This is a genomic window from Agromyces sp. CCNWLW203 (assembly GCF_036576125.1).
Classification (GTDB): domain Bacteria; phylum Actinomycetota; class Actinomycetes; order Actinomycetales; family Microbacteriaceae; genus Agromyces.
This window is the reverse complement of the sequence record NZ_JAZHYX010000001.1, coordinates 393,212-408,998: the sequence shown is the minus strand read 5'-3', so window position 1 is coordinate 408,998 and position 15,787 is coordinate 393,212. Positions and strand designations below refer to the sequence as shown.

Here is a 15,787-nt window from a genome sequence, read left to right as displayed (position 1 = left end):
CGCATCGGGGGGAGAACCCTCCCCGGTGTCGGGTGAGCCCCGTGGGCCGGCGAGCCCTCGCTCGCAAATATGGTTGGAGACGAGCCGCCGCCCGTCGCGACCTCCGCTCGATTGGAATCACTGAGAATGTCACGCACGTCGACCGCGCCCGCAGGGCCGCGCCCGCCTTTGGCGACGGCGCTCTTCGCCCGCCGCACCTGGAAGGAGTTCGCCTTCATCTGGACGGCGCTGCCGGTGGCGATGCTCGAGCTCACCTACCTCTCCTTCGCCTTCCTGCTGGGCCTACTGGCCGCCCTCAGTTATGTCGGCATCTCGATCGCCGAGGCGTTCGCCACCGGTTCGCGAAAGCTCGGAACCCTGTCGATCCGGCTCGCGAGACGTCAGCTGGGCCTCGAGATCGCCGACCCGCCGTCGTCGGTGACGCACGCGTCCGACGCCGACTGGAGCACCCGCATGCGCGATCTCGCCACCTCGCGAACCATCGGGTTCCCGCTCCTGCACCTGCCGCTCGCGGTGCTCAGCTGGTCGGGTTCGACGATCGTCCTGGCGCTCGGTGCCGGGCTCTCGACGGAGTGGCTCGTGCAACTGGTCGGGCCCGGTCAGGTGCAGATCTTCGGCTACGTGGCCGACACGCCGCTCATGCACGTCGTGTTCACCGTCTCGGGCGTGCTGATCCTCCTCTTCGTCTGGCCCGCGGTGAACCGAGGCTTGGCCGGCTTCCACGGCAACGTGATCGCCCGGATGCTCGGGCGCACGCCCGCCGAGGAACGGATCATGGAGCTCACGGACTCGCGCCGCGCTGCGGTGACCGACGCCGACGCCACTCTGCGCCGCATCGAGCGCGACCTGCACGACGGCACCCAGGCGCGCCTCGTCGGGCTCGCGATGTCGCTCGGTGACGCCCACGAGCGGCTCGCTCGCGGCGACGACCCCGCCACGGTCGTCGCGCTCGTCGAGTCGGCGCGCACCGCCGCCACCTCGACGCTCGCCGAACTGCGCGACCTCGCGAAGGGCATCCATCCGCCCGTGCTCGACGCGGGGCTCGAGGCCGCGCTCGCCTCGGTGGCGGCGGGCTCGCCGGTGCCGGTCGAGCTCGACTGCCGCATCGAGGGCCGGCCGTCGGCCGTCGTCGAGACGATCGCCTATTTCAGCGTGCTCGAACTGCTCGGCAACGTCGTGAAGCACTCCGGCGCCGGGCGCGCGGAGGTCGCCGTCGTGCAGCGGGGGGACCGTCTCGTCGTCACGGTCGCCGATGACGGCCGCGGCGGTGCCCACGTCGGGTTCCGCGACGAGTCGGGTTCCGGCACCGGCCTCGCGGGCCTCACCGGTCGAGCCCGGTCGGTCGACGGCTCGCTCACCGTCGAGAGCCCCGACGGCGGCCCGACCCGCGTGACGATCGACCTGCCCATGGTGGTCGCCTGATGCGCGTCGCCGTCGCCGAGGACTCCGCGATCATCCGCGACGGACTCGTGGCCCTGCTCGTCGGCCGCGGCGTCGAGGTGACCGGGGCCGTCGGCGACGGCGACAGTCTCATCGCCCTGGTCGCCCAGGATCCGCCAGATGTCGTCATCTCCGACATCCGCATGCCGCCCGGCCACACCGATGAGGGCCTGCGCGCGGCGCTGCGCATCAAGCGCGAGCACCCGGCGACCGGGGTGCTGCTCTTCTCGCAGTATGCGGAGACCCGGTACGCGCGCACGCTGCTCGACGCGAGCTCCGAGGGGGTCGGGTACCTGCTCAAGGACCGGGTCGCCGACGTCTCGACCTTCATCGAGTCGGTGCGCCAGGTCGCGGCCGGCCACGTCGTGCTCGACCCCGAGGTCGTGACCTCGCTGCTCGGTCGGCGGCGCGCCGACGGCCCGCTCGCCATGCTCACTGAACGAGAGCTCGAGATCCTGCGGCTGATGGCCGAGGGGCGATCCAATTCGGCGATCGCCGTCGCGCTCTTCCTCTCGCCGGGCACCGTCGAGAAGCACATCACCTCGATCTTCGGCAAGCTCGCGCTGCCGGCGTCGTCGGATGACCACCGCCGGGTGCTCGCGGTGCTCCGCTACCTCGCCGCGGGACACACGGCGGCCGAGTGAGCCGGCGCCGTTCGAACGGGCGGCTCGCTACGTGCGCTCTTCGAGCATGCCGGTCATGAGGTCGATCTCCGAGGTCTGGCTGTCGACGATCGACTGGGCGAGGGCGACGACGACGGGGTTCGTCGAGCGCGCGAGCACCGCGTCGGCCATCTCGACCGCGCCCTGGTGGTGGGCGATCATGAGCTCGAGGAAGCGGCGCTCGGCGTCGACGCCCGTGAGACCGCGAAGCTCTTCCACCTGAGCCGGTGTCGCGAGGCCCGGCATGGGCGCACCGGGCACGTGCGCGTCGGGGTCGGATGCCGCGTGGTCGCCGTGACCGATCGCTCCGTCGATCGCGGGGCGGGTCATCCACGTCATCGAAGGCTCGGACCCGGCCTGCGAGAGGCCCCACTCGGCGAGCCATCCGTACATCTGGCCGGCCTGCTGGGCCTGCGTCGTCGCGATATCGTAGCCGAGCAGTCGCACCTCGTCGTCGTCGGTCGCGTCGCGCACGATCATCGCGAGCTCGACGCCCTGCAGGTGGTGCACCTGCATGTCGCGGGCGAAGCCGGCCTCGGCGCTCGTCGTCGTGGGCGTCGGCTCGGCGAGCGTCGAGAGGCGGCCGATCGAGAACGCTACGGCGGCCACGACGACGAGGGCGACGGATGCCGCGGCGATGACGACCGCCCGGCCGCCCCGGCGTCGCGGGGACGCAGGGCCGACGGGTTCATCGACGGCGACCGCGTCGGCGGCGTCGTGGTCGACGTCGCCGGCGGTCATCGGATCGGGGACTCCCGTCACGACACCTTGCCGGGGGCGTCGAAGGCGCCGGTGCAGAGCGCGCCGGGCTCCGGCACGTTCTGGCTCTTCCAGTACTCCTCGAAGAAGGCGGGGATGCGCTCGTCGTCGGCGCTATCGAGGGCGAGCTGCGTGTTCCAGCCGCTCAGCACGATCGGCGAGGGGAGGTCTTCGAAGGGCGAGAGCACGACGTACGTCGACGGCAGGTGCGACTTCAGCGCTTCGAGTTCGGCCGCGGGCAGCTCGGAGTCGTAGGTCACCCAGATCGCGCCGTGCTCGAGCGAGTGCACGGCGTTCTCGTTCGGCACCGGCTGCTCGTAGACGCCGCAGTTCAGCCACGCCTGGTTGTGCTCGCCGCCGGCGGGCGGGGTCTGGGCGTAGTCGACGACGCCCTCGACGTGACCGGCGCCGTTCTCGAAGGTCTCGACGCCCTCGATCTTCGAACCGTCGCCGCCCGCGCTGTACGAGACGGGCTGCGGGGTCAGCACGATCGCCGCGACGATGAGGCCCACGACGGCGACGCCGCCGACGACCGCCGACCAGATGCCGATGCGACGGTTGCGCTTCGCCTTGGCCTCGCGCTTCTTGAACTCGGCGAGCTTGCGCTCGCGTTCAGCGGCGCGCTGCTGCTTGACGGTGTTCTGCTGCTTCACCTTGGGGGGAACGGGCGGGGTCGCGCTCACACGTAGGCCTCTCTCGCATGGTTGTCGCTTCAATCTTATGAAGGTACACGCTGGGAGAATGCCGGGTCGAGGCATCCGCTCGCCCCTTCGTCGCGGTCGCCCGACGGGATAGAGTGGCCACGTGATCCTCTCGCTGTGTTGTCCCTGTCGCTGACACGACCGACCCCACGCACGCACTCCGTTCGCCGCTCCCGTTCGCCGGCCGCGCCGAACGAGCCGACAGAAGGACCTCACCATGAAGTACGCAGACACCATCGTCGATCTCGTCGGCGACACCCCGCTCGTGAAGCTGCACCACGTCACCGAGGGCGTGACGCAGGCGACGGTGCTCGTCAAGCTCGAATACCTGAACCCCGGCGGCTCCTCGAAGGACCGCATCGCGGGGCGCATCATCGACGCCGCCGAACGCGAGGGCAAGCTGAAGCCGGGCGGCACGATCGTCGAGCCGACCTCGGGCAACACCGGCGTCGGCCTCGCGCTCGTGGCGCAGCAGCGCGGCTACAAGTGCATCTTCGTCTGCCCCGACAAGGTCGGCGAAGACAAGCGCAACGTGCTCACCGCCTACGGCGCCGAGGTCGTCGTGACGCCGACCGCGGTCGCGCCCGACAGCCCCGAGTCGTACTACGGGGTCTCCGACCGGCTCGCCCGCGAGATCCCCGGCGCGTTCAAGCCCGACCAGTACTCGAACCCCAACGGCCCGCGTTCGCATTACGAGACCACCGGCCCCGAGATCTGGCGCGACACCGAGGGCAAGGTCACGCATTTCGTCGCCGGCGTCGGCACCGGCGGCACGATCACCGGCACCGGTCGGTATCTGCGTGAGGTGTCCGAAGATCGTGTGCGCATCATCGGCGCCGACCCCGAGGGCTCGGTCTACTCGGGCGGCACCGGCCGCCCCTACCTCGTCGAGGGCGTGGGCGAGGACTTCTGGCCGACGGCGTACGACCCCGCCGTGCCGCACGAGATCATCGCCGTCTCCGACGCCGAGTCGTTCGCAATGACCCGGCGCCTCGCCCGTGAAGAGGGCATCCTCGTCGGCGGCTCGAGCGGCATGGCGGTCGTCGCCGCACTGAAGGCCGCCGCATCCGCCGGCCCCGACGACGTGTTCGTGGTGCTGCTGCCCGACGGCGGTCGCGGCTACCTCGGCAAGATATTCAACGACAAGTGGATGCGCGCCTACGGCTTCTCGAACGCGCCCGCCGGCCACACGATCGCCGAACTGCTCGCCGCGAAGGCCGACCGCACGGCGCCCCTCGTCTACGTGCACCCGAACGACACCGTGCGCGAGGCCATCGACCGCATGACCGAGACCGGCGTCTCGCAGCTGCTCGTGCTGACCGCCGAGCCGCCCGTCGTGCTCGGCGAGGTGCTCGGCGCGCTGCATGAGGAAGCGCTGCTCGACCTCGTCTTCTCGGGGCAGGTCAAACTCACCGACAAGGTCTCGGGAGTCGTGGGGGAGTCGCTGCCGCTCATCGGGGTCAATGAGCCCGTGGCATCCGCTCGCTCGTCGTTCTCGTCGACGCCCGCGATGCTCGTGACCGACGGCGGCAAGGCGCTCGGCGTGATCACCCGCACCGACCTGCTCGCCTACCTCTCGGCCTGACCGGCCGGGCACAGCACCAGACGCTTCACAGGAGATTCGACATGCACGACCACGCTCGCTTCGACACCCTCGCGATCCACGCGGGGCAGGAGTTCGACCCGACCACCGGCGCCGTGATCCCGCCGATCTACCAGACCTCGACGTACGTGCAAGACGGCATCGGCGGGCTCCGCGGCGGCTACGAGTACTCCCGCGGCGGCAACCCCACGCGCACCGCGCTCGAGACCCAGCTCGCGGCTCTCGAAGGCGGCGAGACGGGCCTGTCGTTCGCCTCGGGCCTCGCCGCCGAAGACGCGCTGCTTCGCACCGTGCTCGCGCCCGGCGACCACGTCGTCATCGGCAACGACGTCTACGGCGGCACGCACCGGCTCATTCGCCGGGTGCACGGCGCCTGGGGTGTGCGGCACACGACCGTCGACACGAGCGACCTCGACGCGGTGCAAGCCGCGATCGAACCGTCGACGAAGGTGCTCTGGATCGAGACCCCGTCGAACCCCCTCATGAAGATCTCGGATGTCGCGGCGCTCGCCGAGCTCGGCCGCGCCGCGGGCGTGCTCGTGGTCGTCGACAACACCTTCGCCTCGCCCGCGCTGCAGCAGCCGCTCGCGCTCGGCGCCGACGTCGTCGTGCACTCGACGACGAAGTACCTCGGCGGCCACTCCGACGTCGTCGGCGGTGCGCTCGTGTTCGGTGCGAGGCTCGGCGACGCATCATCCGCAGCGGCCACGGCCGGCGGCGCCTCGGGTCGTACCGAGCTCGCCGACCTCGCCGAGCGTGTGACGTTCACCCAGTTCGCGGCGGGCGCGGTCTCGGGCCCGTTCGACGCGTTCCTCACCTCGCGCGGCATCAAGACGCTCGGGGTGCGCATGGAGCGGCACAGCTCGAACGCCCTCGCGATCGCGCGACGCCTCGAGGAGCACGCCGGCATCGAGCGCGTCTTCTACCCGGGCCTCGAGTCGCACCCCGGGCACGAGCTCGCTGCTCGGCAGATGTCGGGCTTCGGCGGCATGCTCTCGATCTCGCTCGCGGCCGGCGGCGAGGCCGCGCGGCGGTTCGCGGAGTCGACCGAGCTCTTCCAGCTCGCCGAGTCGCTCGGCGGGGTCGAGTCGCTCGTCAACTACCCGTCGGAGATGACGCACGCCTCGGTGAAGGGCACCGACGCCGAGGTGCCCGAATCGATCGTGCGCCTGTCGGTCGGCATCGAGGACGTCGCCGACCTGCTCGCCGACATCGACGGGGCGCTCGCCCGGCTGTAGCGGTTCGAGTCGCTCCCGGTGGTCGGTACTCGACCGGCGTTCATCACGCCGGCCGACCCCCTCGACCGGCGTTCGCGGTGGGAGAATGGGAGCAGGCGCACGGCACGAACCGGCGCCTCGGGAGATGAACTCTCATGGTCTGGTTCTGGATCACTGTGGTCGTCGTCGCGATCCTCGCGATCGTCCTCTTCTTCATGTCGGTGAAGGTCGTGAAGCAGTACGAGCGGGGCGTGGTGCTGCGCTTCGGCCGATTGCACAGCGTGCGCGAACCCGGCATCCGCTTCATCATCCCGATCGTCGACGTGATGACGAAGGTGTCGCTGCGCATCGTGACGCTGCCCATTCAGTCGCAGGGCATCATCACGAAGGACAACGTCACGGTCGGGGTCTCGGCCGTGGCCTACTACCGGGTCGCTGACGCGGTGAAGTCGGTGATCGCGATCGAGAACGTGAAGTCCGCGATCGAACAGATCGCGCAGACCACGCTCCGACGTGTCGTCGGTCAGCACCACCTCGACGAGACGCTCGCCGACACGGCCGCGCTCAACGCCAACATCCGCGAGATCCTGGATGTCACGACGCTCGACTGGGGCGTCGAGGTGACGCTCGTCGAGCTGAAGGACATCCTGCTGCCCGACTCGATGAAGCGGGCCATGGCGAAGCAGGCCGAGGCCGAGCGCGAGAAGCGGGCGAAGATCATCGCCGCCGAGGGCGAGTCGCTCGCGGCCGTGCAGCTCGGCGTCGCGAGCGACACGCTGATGTCGCATCCGCTCGCCCTGCAGCTGCGCACCCTGCAGACCCTCGTCGAGGTCGGGGTCGACAAGAACACGCTCGTTCTCTTCCCGGCGCCGCTCCTGGCCTCGATCGGGGAGCTCACGAGCTTCATCGATCGGGAGGCGGCGGTCGCAGAGTCTCACGGACACTAGGCACGCAGCTAGACGGGCGCGATGCCGTTCCGGTACGCCCAGATGACGATCTGCACCCGGTCGCGGAGCGAGAGCTTGGTGAGCACCCGGCCGATGTGCGTCTTCACCGTCGCCTCGGCGAGGTAGACGGATCGGGCGATCTCGGCGTTGCCGAGGCCCTGCGCCACGAGCCGTACGATCTCGAGTTCGCGCTCGGTCAGGCTCGCCTCGGCGGCCGCGCGCCGACCGGGATCGGGGATCCTGGGAAGCATCAGCTCGACGAACCGGCTCGTCGTCGATGGGGCGAGCACGGCATCGCCGCGGTGCACTGCTCGGATCGCCGCGGCCAGCTCGTCGACCGAGGCGTCCTTCAACAGGAACCCGGATGCCCCGGCGCGCAGCGCCCCGAAGACGTACTCGTCGGCATCGAACGTCGTGAGCACGAGCACCCGTGTGTGGGCGTGATGTTCGAGGATCTCGCGGGTCGCGTCGACGCCGTCGAGCTGCGGCATCCTGATGTCCATCAGCACGACATCGGGGGAGAGGCGCGCCGTCGCGCGCACGGACTCGGCACCCGTCGCGGCCTCGCCGACGACTTCGAGGTCGGCCTGGGCATCGACGCTCGCGACGATGCCGGCTCGCACGAGGTCCTGGTCGTCGACGACGAGCACGCGGATCATGGGGTGGGCTCCGCCCGCGTCGGCACCGTGGCGGTCACCGTGAAGCTGCCGTCATCTGCGTCGACGGTCGTGAGGCTGCCGCCGACCGCACGCAGTCGTTCGCCCATGCCCAGCAGCCCGAGCCCGGGCTCGATCGTCTCGGCGCCGCCCCGCACGCGCACCCGATCGTTCGTGATGATCACGGACAGTCGATCGTCGTCCCACCTCATCAAGAGGTCGACGGTCGCGCCGGGGTGCGCGTGCTTGGCGACGTTGGTGAGCGCCTCCTGCACGACACGGTAGATCGCAACCTGCGCGGCCGCCCCGATCGGAGTGGCCGTGCCCTCCGACGAAGGCGCGATGACGAAACCGAGCGAACGCGCCCGCTCGATCAGCTCGGGGAGTTCGGCGAGGGTCGGCTGCGGGAGCGGCCGCGCATCGGGCGAAGCCTCGTCGTCGCGGATGCCTCGGAGCAGCACCCTGATCTCGTGCAGGGAATCGCGTGCGGTGTCTTCGATCACGGTGAGCGCCGAGGTCGCTCGCGCCGCGTCGAACCTGGCGACCCGTGACTGCCCGACGATCACCGCGAGGGAGTGGGCGAGCACGTCATGCATGTCGCGCGAGATGCGAGCACGCTCCTCGAACGCAGCGAGCGCCTCGCGCTGTGCGCGCTCGCGGCGTTCGCTCTCGGCCCGCTGTTCGGCGAGTTCTGTCGCCAGCAGCTGGGAGCGTCGCAGGAGGCCCATCGTCCACGCGCACAGCACGACCGCGGTGAAGAGCACGAAGAGCAGCCACGGCGACGGCCCGAATCCGGAGTCGACGACGATCGGGTCTGCGGCGTAGCGGCCCGCCGCGGCGACGGACCCGACGAGCCCGATCACGAGCGGCATCCAGCGTGTTGCGTACGCGGTCGCGGCGTAGACCGCGATCACGAACACGAGCGACGACGGCAGGACGAAGAACAGGCCCGTGACGACGGCCTCGCCGCCGACGCACGCCGCGATCACGAGCAGTGCAGCCGACGGGTGCGAGCGCCGCCACAGCAGTGCGGCATGTCCGACGACGGCGAGCGCGACCACGATCCAGGCGCCCGGGGCCGGGATCGATGTGAACGCGACCAGCGCCGTCGGCGGCAGCAGCACCGTCGCGGCAACGGCGGCGATGAGTACGTCGTGGCGCATCGGTGTCATGGTCACACCTCCAACCTATGGGGCGACATTCGCAGAGGCGCGAGCATGCTCGGCATCGCGAGTCGAACCACGAGCGTCGATGAAGGTGAGGGTCGCGGTGAGCATCACCACTCCGAGCGCGAGCCACGTGCCGTAGACGCAGAGCACCATCAGGGTCGCCCCATCGCTTGCGAACACGACGGAACCCGCCGCGACTCCGGTCGCCTGCGCCAGCAACCCGAACACCATGAGGAACCCCATGCTGAGCAGCGCCATCGACGCGCACCAGCCGCCGGTGACGAGCAGCCATGCAGGGAGGGGCACGCGCCGTGACGAGGTCAAGAGCAGCACGAGCACGAGTGCTGCCCCGAACGACACGAGTTCCATCACCGGGAAGCCGGCGGCGGAGTCGACCCCGGGGTTCGAGTCACCCTGTATCCACCACACCAGTTTCAGGAGGGGATAGGGAACGGCGAAGGCGACGGCGCACCACGCCACAACGACTCGTGTGCGAGCGGATGCCGCGGGGCCGGCGGCGTCGTGGAAACGACCGGCGGGGAGTCGCCATGCCCAGGCGACGGTGACGAGTGCGGCGAGGAGGCTCGCGGCCCGTGCGGTCGCGCCGGGCCAGTCGACGGTCGCGAAGTCGCCGGACGGGATGCCCGTTGCCCAGAAGAAGGCGCGGAACCCGTCGAGGACGACCCCTCCCGATGCGCCGAAGAAGAACACCGCCGCGGCCCAGCCGAGCATGCCCGCCACACGCGTTCCGCTCGTCGAGCCCGTCATCCGCGCAACGAGCAGCGACGCGAGCACCAGGGTCACGGCGATGAGGGCGAGCCAACGAGGCGGGAAGATCCGCGCGTAGTCGTCGGTGGGGCCGATCGTGAGGGCTGCGGCGGCGGCGAGCGCGGCAACGGCAGCGGCGCCGATCGTGGCGGCGATGAGGATCGGACCCGCCGTTCGAGTGCGTTTCGTGATCATGCGCCCAGCCCAGCCGATGCCGACCCGGTGCACATCCACCGAGGGTCGCGGCGACATGCGACCTTGGTAGCTGAGCTCGTGGCAGTAATTCGACGATGTGTGTCATTCCTGCCAGCGGTGAGCGTCGGCGGCATACCCCAGAATGAGCGAGTGACTTCGAACCAGACCGCCGTCGCCGCCGGCGCGGCACCCGCCGGCCCCGCGGCATCCGGCACCTCGGCGACCGCTGAATCCGTACCGCACCGCGGCAGCCTCGGGCTGGTGCAGGGCACGGCGCTCTACATCGCGAGCGTGCTCGGCACCGGCATCCTCGTGCTGCCCGGTCTCGCCGCATCGGCCGCCGGCCCGGCCTCGATCGTGGCCGTCGCCGCCGTGCTCGTGCTGTCGATTCCGCTCGCCGGCACCTTCGCTGCGCTCTCCGCGCGCTACCCCGACGCCGGCGGCGTGGCGAGCTTCGTTCGCCGTGCGCTCGGCGGCACCGCCGCCCGGATGACCGGGTACTGGTTCTACTTCGGCGTCTGCGTGGGCGCGCCAGTGCTCGCCGTGCTCGGCGGCGAGTACGTCGTCGCGGTGCTCGGCATCGACCGGTCGGCCGTGCCGATCATCGGCTTCGCCGTCTTCGTGCCCCCGTTCGTCATCAACTGGTTCGGCGTTCGCGTCGCCGGGTGGGTGCAGTTCGTGCTGACCGGCCTGCTGATCGCCGTCGTGGTGGGCGTCGTGGCAGCCACGTTCCCCGCGGTCGAGGTCTCGAACTTCGAACCGTTCCTGCCCAACGGCTGGAGCGGGGTGGGGGTCGCGATCAGCCTCTTCGTCTGGGCGTTCGCCGGCTGGGAGGTCGGCACCCACATCGCGGGGGAGTTCAGGAACCCTCGGCGCACCATCCCGCTCGCCACGGCGATCGCCGTGGCCGTCGTGGGTGTCGCCTACCTCGCGCTGCAGTTCGTCACCGTCGCGGTGCTCGGCGATCGGGCGGGCGACAGCCAGGTGCCCTTGCTCGATCTCGTCGAGACGACCGCGCCCGGCATCGGTCCGGTGCTCGTGGCGATCATCGCAGCCATCGTCACCGTCGGCGTCATGAACGCCTACCTGCCGGCGTTCGGCAAGCTCGGCGCCGCGCTCGGGCGCGACGGCGACCTGCCGAGGTTCTTCGCCAGGGGTGCAGCCGACGGCGAGGTGCCGCGCCGGGCGCTCGCGCTCACCGGCGTGCTGATCGTCGTCTACTTCGGGCTCATGCTGCTGAACGACCTCGACCTCACCGGGTTCATCCTCATTCACACGAGCAACATGGTGGCGATCTACGCCGCGGGAATGCTCGCCGCGACCCTGCTGCTGAAGCGCTGGTCGTTCGGCTGGTGGCTCGCGGTCGTCGCAACGATCATGACGGCCGGGCTCCTCGTGCTCGCGTGGGCGAACCTCCTGGTGCCGCTCGTGCTCGCCGCCGCTGCGGTGCTCGTGACGGTCGTGCGCCGGCTGCGCGCTCGCCGACGCGGCGTACCGATCACGGCACCGCTCATCCACCCCGCCCAGACGGCCCACCACAGCTCCGAGGAGCACGCATGACCGAGTACCGCGCCCATTTCGACGCCGACATCGCCTTCGTCAACGGGGGCGGGCTCCGCGCCGAGGCGTTCCGGCTCGACCTGCCGTCGCCGCAGCTCACCGAGGCCGAGATCGGCGAGCTGCTCGTGCGCCACCTCGGGCTCGCGCTCGTCGGCAACGTCACGCTCTCGAACCTCGAGATCGTCGAAGAGGCGCACCGGGGTTCGCGGGGCGTGGGCGCCGCGGCATCCGCTGGGTCAGGAGACGGCTCGCAGCGCGGCCGCCTCATCGATCTCAGCCACGTGATCAGCGAGGGGCTCGTGACCTACCCGGGCATCCCGGCGCCGGTGATCACGCCGCACCTCACGCGCGAGGCGTCGCGCGAGCACTACGCGGCGGGCACCGAGTTCGAGATCGACGTCATCGCGATGGCCGGCAACACGGGCACCTACCTCGACAGCCCGTTCCACCGCTACGAGGGCGGCGGCGACCTCGCGAGCCTGTCGCTCGAGACGCTCGTCGGCATTCCGGCCGAGGTCTTCAGGGTGACGGATGCCGCGGAGCGCGGCATTCCCGCAGAGGTCTTCTTCGATCGCGAGCTCGCGGGCACTGCGGTGCTGCTGCACACGGGGTGGAGCCGCCACTTCGGCACGCCGGAGTACGGGCACGGCGCGCCGTTCCTCAGCGAGGCCGGCGCGCAGCACCTCGCCGACGCCGGGGTCGCGATCGTCGGCATCGATTCGCTCAACATCGACGACACCGAGTCGGGCGGCACGCGGCCGGCGCACTCGATCCTGCTCGCGGCGGGCATCCATGTCGTCGAGCACCTCACGGCGCTGGGCGACGTTCCCGTTCGCGGCGCCCGGTTCACGGCGGTGCCGCCGCGCGTCGCCGGGTTCGGCACGTTCCCGGTGCGCGCGTTCGCGGAGGTGCCGGCCGCGTCGTAGCCGGTTCGGCTTGAGGCCACCGGCAGCACCCGGTGCCACGGAAGCGGTGGGTGACTAGCTCGCCGCGGCCGGCGTCGGTGCATCGATCGCCAGTTTCACGCCGACGGCGCCGAGCAGGGTCCCGGTGACCCACCGCTGCCAGCGAATCCACGACGGCCTGCGCTGGAGGAACACGGCGACCGAGCCCGCCGCGAGGATGATCGCCCCGTTCACGGCCACGGCCACCACGATCTGGATGGCGCCGAGCTGGAACCCCTGGGCGATCACGTCGCCCGCGCCGTGATCGATGAACTGCGGGATCAGCGCGAGGTACATGAGCGCCGCCTTCGGATTCAGCAGATTCGTCACGAGCCCCATGCGGAAGAGCTTGCCGCTCGAATCCCTGGGAAGCTCTCGTGCTTCGAACAGCGACATGCCACCGGGGCGGAGGGTCTTGTACGCCAGCCAGATCAGGTAGGCCGCACCGGCCACCTTGAGCGCGGTGTAGAGCCAGGGAACGATGATGAAGATCGCCGCGAGCCCGAGGTTCGCCATCGTCATGTAGACGACGAATCCGACCGCAGTGCCGGCGAGTGACATCATGCCCGCACGCCACCCCTGGCTGATGCTGCGCGACACCAGATAGACCATGTTGGGCCCTGGCGTGAGCGCCATTCCCAGTTCGACGAGCGCGATGCCCGAGGCGGCGGCGAGCGAGATCACAGACGGCCTTTCGTGTGACGGATGCTGCGGGCATCTCCCTCGACGCACTGCTGTTCGCCCAAGCTATGGCACGGGTCGGTGCCGCGCAAAGTCCGCGGGGCGTCGTGTCTGGCATCCGGCGCCCGTGTGCGTGAGGATGGACAGATGATCGCACCCGCGTACGCACTCCGCGACGGCAACACGATTCCCGCGATCGGACTCGGCACCTACGGGCTCGACGACCAGGCCGGCATCGACGCGATCACCGCCGGCATCGCCGACGGGTACCGCCTCATCGACACGGCCTTCAACTACGGCAACGAAGAGGCCGTCGGCGAGGCGATCCGCCGTACCGACGTCGATCGCAGCGACCTCGTGATCGCGACGAAGCTGCCGGGCAAGCACCACGGCTTCGACGAGACGATCGCGAGCTTCGAGCAGTCGCGCTCGCGGCTCGACCTCGACTGGGTCGACCTGTACCTGATCCACTGGCCGCTGCCGCGCCTCGGCAAGTACGTCGAGAGCTGGCGGGCGATGATCTCGCTGCGCGAGAAGGGGCTCGTGCGCTCGATCGGCGTCTCGAACTTCACGCCCGAGATGCTGACCCGGCTGATCGACGGCACGGGCATCGTGCCGGTCGTGAACCAGGTCGAGCTGCACCCCTACTTCCCGCAGGAGGAGCTGCGCGCCTTCCACGACGCGCACGACATCCGCACCGTGAGCTGGAGTCCGCTCGCCAAGCGCACCGAGCTGCTGCAGGAACCGGTCGTCGCCGAGGTCGCCGCCGCACACGGCGTCACTCCGGCGCAGGCAGTGCTGCGATGGCACGTCGAGCTCGAGGCCGTGCCGATTCCGAAGTCGTCGGATGCCGCGCGCCGCCGTGAGAACCTCGACGTCTTCGGGTTCTCGCTCACGACCGAAGAGGTCGACGCCATCTCCGCGTTGTCGCGCGGGCGCATCTGGGGCGGCGACCCCGAGACGCACGAGGAGTTCTGAGCGGCTGACGCCGAGCGTCGCCCGTCGGGCCGAATTCACCTCGCGTCAAGCTGCCGTTTCGCGGCATCCGCGAGTCTCGTCGCATGACACCACTGCTGAAGGGTGCCGCGACGGCATCCGTCGCCGCCCTGCTCCTCGCCGCCGCGCCCGCAGCCTGGGCCGCCTCGCCCGGCCACGCCGGCAGCACCCCGGCCGGTGACGCGCCGGCCGTCGTCACGACCGACAACGAGACGCCTGTGCTCTACGACGACGAGGCGGGCGGCAACGCCGTCGGCGACGACCCCGCGATCTGGGTGCACCCGGGCGACGCCGACGAGTCGATCGTCATCGTCACGGCGAAGGAGGGGGGCCTGCGCGTGTACGACCTCGGCACCGACGAGCTGCAGTCGCTGCCGGCCACCGTCGCGCCGCGCGCCGACGGCACCGAGGGCCGCTACAACAATGTCGACATCGCCTACGGCATCGAGCTCGGCGGTGAGCTCGTCGACGTCGCCGTCGTCTCCGACCGCTACAACGACCAGCTGCGCTTCTTCGCGATCGATCCCGACGGCGCGGAGGCGGAGACCCCGCTCGTCGAGGTGACCGCCGCCGAGCAGCCGTTCCTCTTCAGCGCCGACCGTGCGACCGTCGACGAGGGGCACACCGCCTACGGCGTCGCCGTCTGGCAGCCGGTCGCGGGTGCCGACGCCCGCGCCGTCATCACGCAGGAGGGCGCCACGACGCTCGCGACCGCCCGCATCGTCGAGATCGACGGCGCGCTCGGGTACGACGAGATCGCCACGACCGACATGCCGGCCTCGTTCCCGCTGCCCGACGGCACCGTCTGGACCCCGTGCGACGAGCCGGGCATCGAACCGCACCTCGAGGGCCTCACGGTCGACCAGCGCACCGGCGTGCTGTACGCGGCGCAGGAGGATGTCGGCCTCTGGCGCCTGCAGCTCCCGCTCGGCTCGGCCGAGCCGCGGCTCATCGACCGGGTGACGGACTACGGCATCCACGACGTGTACGACCCCGAGACCGAGGAGTGCGCGCCCGTCGACGCCGACGACGAGGGCTTCGGCGGCTCGGTGCTCGAAGCCGACGCCGAGGGCGTCGATCTCTACTACGGCCCCGGTGCGACCGGGTACCTCATCGTCTCGAGCCAGGGCGACGACACCTTCGCCGTGTACGAGCGGCAGGGACGCAACCGCCTCGTCGGCACGTTCGGCATCGACGGCGTGGAGGGTGCCGATGCGATCAACGGCTCCGACGGGCTCGCCGTCACCAACCGCGTCGTCGGCGACTACCGAGAGGGCCTGCTCGTCACCCACGACGAGCCCGAGACCGGCGACGGCGTCGACGGCGACCGCGACGCGACGAACTTCTCGTACGTCGACTGGGCCGACATCGCGGAGGCGCTGTACCTGAAGGTCAGCACCGCGGCCGGCAACGACCCGCGGTTCCGGTAGTCGAGCGAGCGGATGCCCCGGGCAGCGGCCCGGGGCATCCAGCATGCGCTCTCCGGCAT

At 70.6% G+C, this 15,787-nt stretch carries 15 protein-coding genes; 9 read left to right on the top strand and 6 right to left on the bottom strand.

Annotated features, from left to right (window positions below):
• Nucleotides 1-126: 126 nt before the first annotated feature.
• Both VPH61_RS01865 and VPH61_RS01860 read left to right on the top strand, forming a co-directional pair.
• Entirely contained in the window at nucleotides 127-1,422 is a 1,296-nt protein-coding gene (locus VPH61_RS01865; RefSeq protein WP_332061821.1) for a sensor histidine kinase, read from the top strand.
• Nucleotides 1,422-2,084, top strand: a complete 663-nt coding sequence (locus tag VPH61_RS01860) for a response regulator transcription factor (RefSeq protein WP_332061820.1) — start codon at nucleotides 1,422-1,424, stop codon at nucleotides 2,082-2,084. Before VPH61_RS01865 ends, VPH61_RS01860 begins: the two co-directional genes overlap by 1 nt.
• A gap of 27 nt (nucleotides 2,085-2,111) precedes the next feature.
• Here the strand turns inward: VPH61_RS01860 and VPH61_RS01855 are convergent, their stop codons facing one another.
• A complete protein-coding gene (locus VPH61_RS01855) occupies nucleotides 2,112-2,864 on the bottom strand; it encodes a DUF305 domain-containing protein (RefSeq protein WP_332061819.1) in 753 nt (250 codons plus the stop codon).
• Nucleotides 2,861-3,544 (bottom strand): DUF3105 domain-containing protein, encoded by a 684-nt coding sequence (locus VPH61_RS01850; protein WP_332061818.1) that lies wholly within the window; start codon nucleotides 3,542-3,544, stop codon nucleotides 2,861-2,863. Before VPH61_RS01850 ends, VPH61_RS01855 begins: the two co-directional genes overlap by 4 nt.
• A gap of 235 nt (nucleotides 3,545-3,779) precedes the next feature.
• On the opposite strand from VPH61_RS01850, the gene VPH61_RS01845 reads away from it, so the two are divergent.
• The 3 genes from VPH61_RS01845 to VPH61_RS01835 all read left to right on the top strand — a co-directional run bounded on the left by VPH61_RS01845 (nucleotide 3,780) and on the right by VPH61_RS01835 (nucleotide 7,329).
• Nucleotides 3,780-5,147, top strand: a complete 1,368-nt coding sequence (locus tag VPH61_RS01845) for a cystathionine beta-synthase (RefSeq protein WP_332061817.1) — start codon at nucleotides 3,780-3,782, stop codon at nucleotides 5,145-5,147.
• Between the two features lie 41 nt (nucleotides 5,148-5,188).
• Nucleotides 5,189-6,403 carry a cystathionine gamma-synthase gene (locus tag VPH61_RS01840; RefSeq protein WP_332061816.1) on the top strand — a complete coding sequence of 405 codons (1,215 nt, stop codon included), beginning with the start codon at nucleotides 5,189-5,191 and terminating at the stop codon, nucleotides 6,401-6,403.
• A 134-nt stretch (nucleotides 6,404-6,537) separates the two neighbouring features.
• Nucleotides 6,538-7,329: a slipin family protein gene (locus tag VPH61_RS01835; RefSeq protein WP_332061815.1), complete on the top strand. Its 792-nt coding sequence runs from the start codon at nucleotides 6,538-6,540 to the stop codon at nucleotides 7,327-7,329.
• A gap of 8 nt (nucleotides 7,330-7,337) precedes the next feature.
• Here VPH61_RS01835 and VPH61_RS01830 read toward each other — a convergent pair whose 3' ends face one another.
• From VPH61_RS01830 to VPH61_RS01820, 3 genes are read right to left on the bottom strand one after another with little or no spacing between them, the layout of a single operon-like run.
• Nucleotides 7,338-7,988 carry a response regulator gene (locus VPH61_RS01830; protein ID WP_115958690.1) on the bottom strand — a complete coding sequence of 217 codons (651 nt, stop codon included), beginning with the start codon at nucleotides 7,986-7,988 and terminating at the stop codon, nucleotides 7,338-7,340.
• Nucleotides 7,985-9,157 carry a sensor histidine kinase gene (locus VPH61_RS01825; protein WP_332062514.1) on the bottom strand — a complete coding sequence of 391 codons (1,173 nt, stop codon included), beginning with the start codon at nucleotides 9,155-9,157 and terminating at the stop codon, nucleotides 7,985-7,987. Before VPH61_RS01825 ends, VPH61_RS01830 begins: the two co-directional genes overlap by 4 nt.
• Nucleotides 9,158-9,172: 15 nt before the next feature.
• A complete protein-coding gene (locus VPH61_RS01820; protein ID WP_332061814.1) occupies nucleotides 9,173-10,174 on the bottom strand; it encodes a hypothetical protein in 1,002 nt (333 codons plus the stop codon).
• A gap of 93 nt (nucleotides 10,175-10,267) precedes the next feature.
• Between VPH61_RS01820 and VPH61_RS01815 the strand changes: the two genes are divergently transcribed.
• Nucleotides 10,268-11,677, top strand: a complete 1,410-nt coding sequence (locus VPH61_RS01815) for an APC family permease (protein WP_332061813.1) — start codon at nucleotides 10,268-10,270, stop codon at nucleotides 11,675-11,677.
• The gene (locus VPH61_RS01810; RefSeq protein WP_332061812.1) at nucleotides 11,674-12,603 is read left to right on the top strand and encodes a cyclase family protein; all 930 of its coding nucleotides are present in this window, start codon (nucleotides 11,674-11,676) and stop codon (nucleotides 12,601-12,603) included. Before VPH61_RS01815 ends, VPH61_RS01810 begins: the two co-directional genes overlap by 4 nt.
• A gap of 54 nt (nucleotides 12,604-12,657) precedes the next feature.
• On the opposite strand, the gene VPH61_RS01805 is transcribed toward VPH61_RS01810, so the two are convergent.
• Complete coding sequence (locus VPH61_RS01805) at nucleotides 12,658-13,305, bottom strand: LysE family translocator (RefSeq protein WP_332061811.1); 648 nt, start codon at nucleotides 13,303-13,305, stop codon at nucleotides 12,658-12,660.
• A gap of 144 nt (nucleotides 13,306-13,449) precedes the next feature.
• Between VPH61_RS01805 and VPH61_RS01800 the strand changes: the two genes are divergently transcribed.
• Together VPH61_RS01800 and VPH61_RS01795 are read left to right on the top strand one after the other, a co-directional pair.
• Nucleotides 13,450-14,280, top strand: a complete 831-nt coding sequence (locus tag VPH61_RS01800; RefSeq protein WP_332061810.1) for an aldo/keto reductase — start codon at nucleotides 13,450-13,452, stop codon at nucleotides 14,278-14,280.
• Between the two features lie 83 nt (nucleotides 14,281-14,363).
• Nucleotides 14,364-15,728 carry a phytase gene (locus tag VPH61_RS01795; protein WP_332061809.1) on the top strand — a complete coding sequence of 455 codons (1,365 nt, stop codon included), beginning with the start codon at nucleotides 14,364-14,366 and terminating at the stop codon, nucleotides 15,726-15,728.
• Nucleotides 15,729-15,787 lie beyond the last annotated feature (59 nt).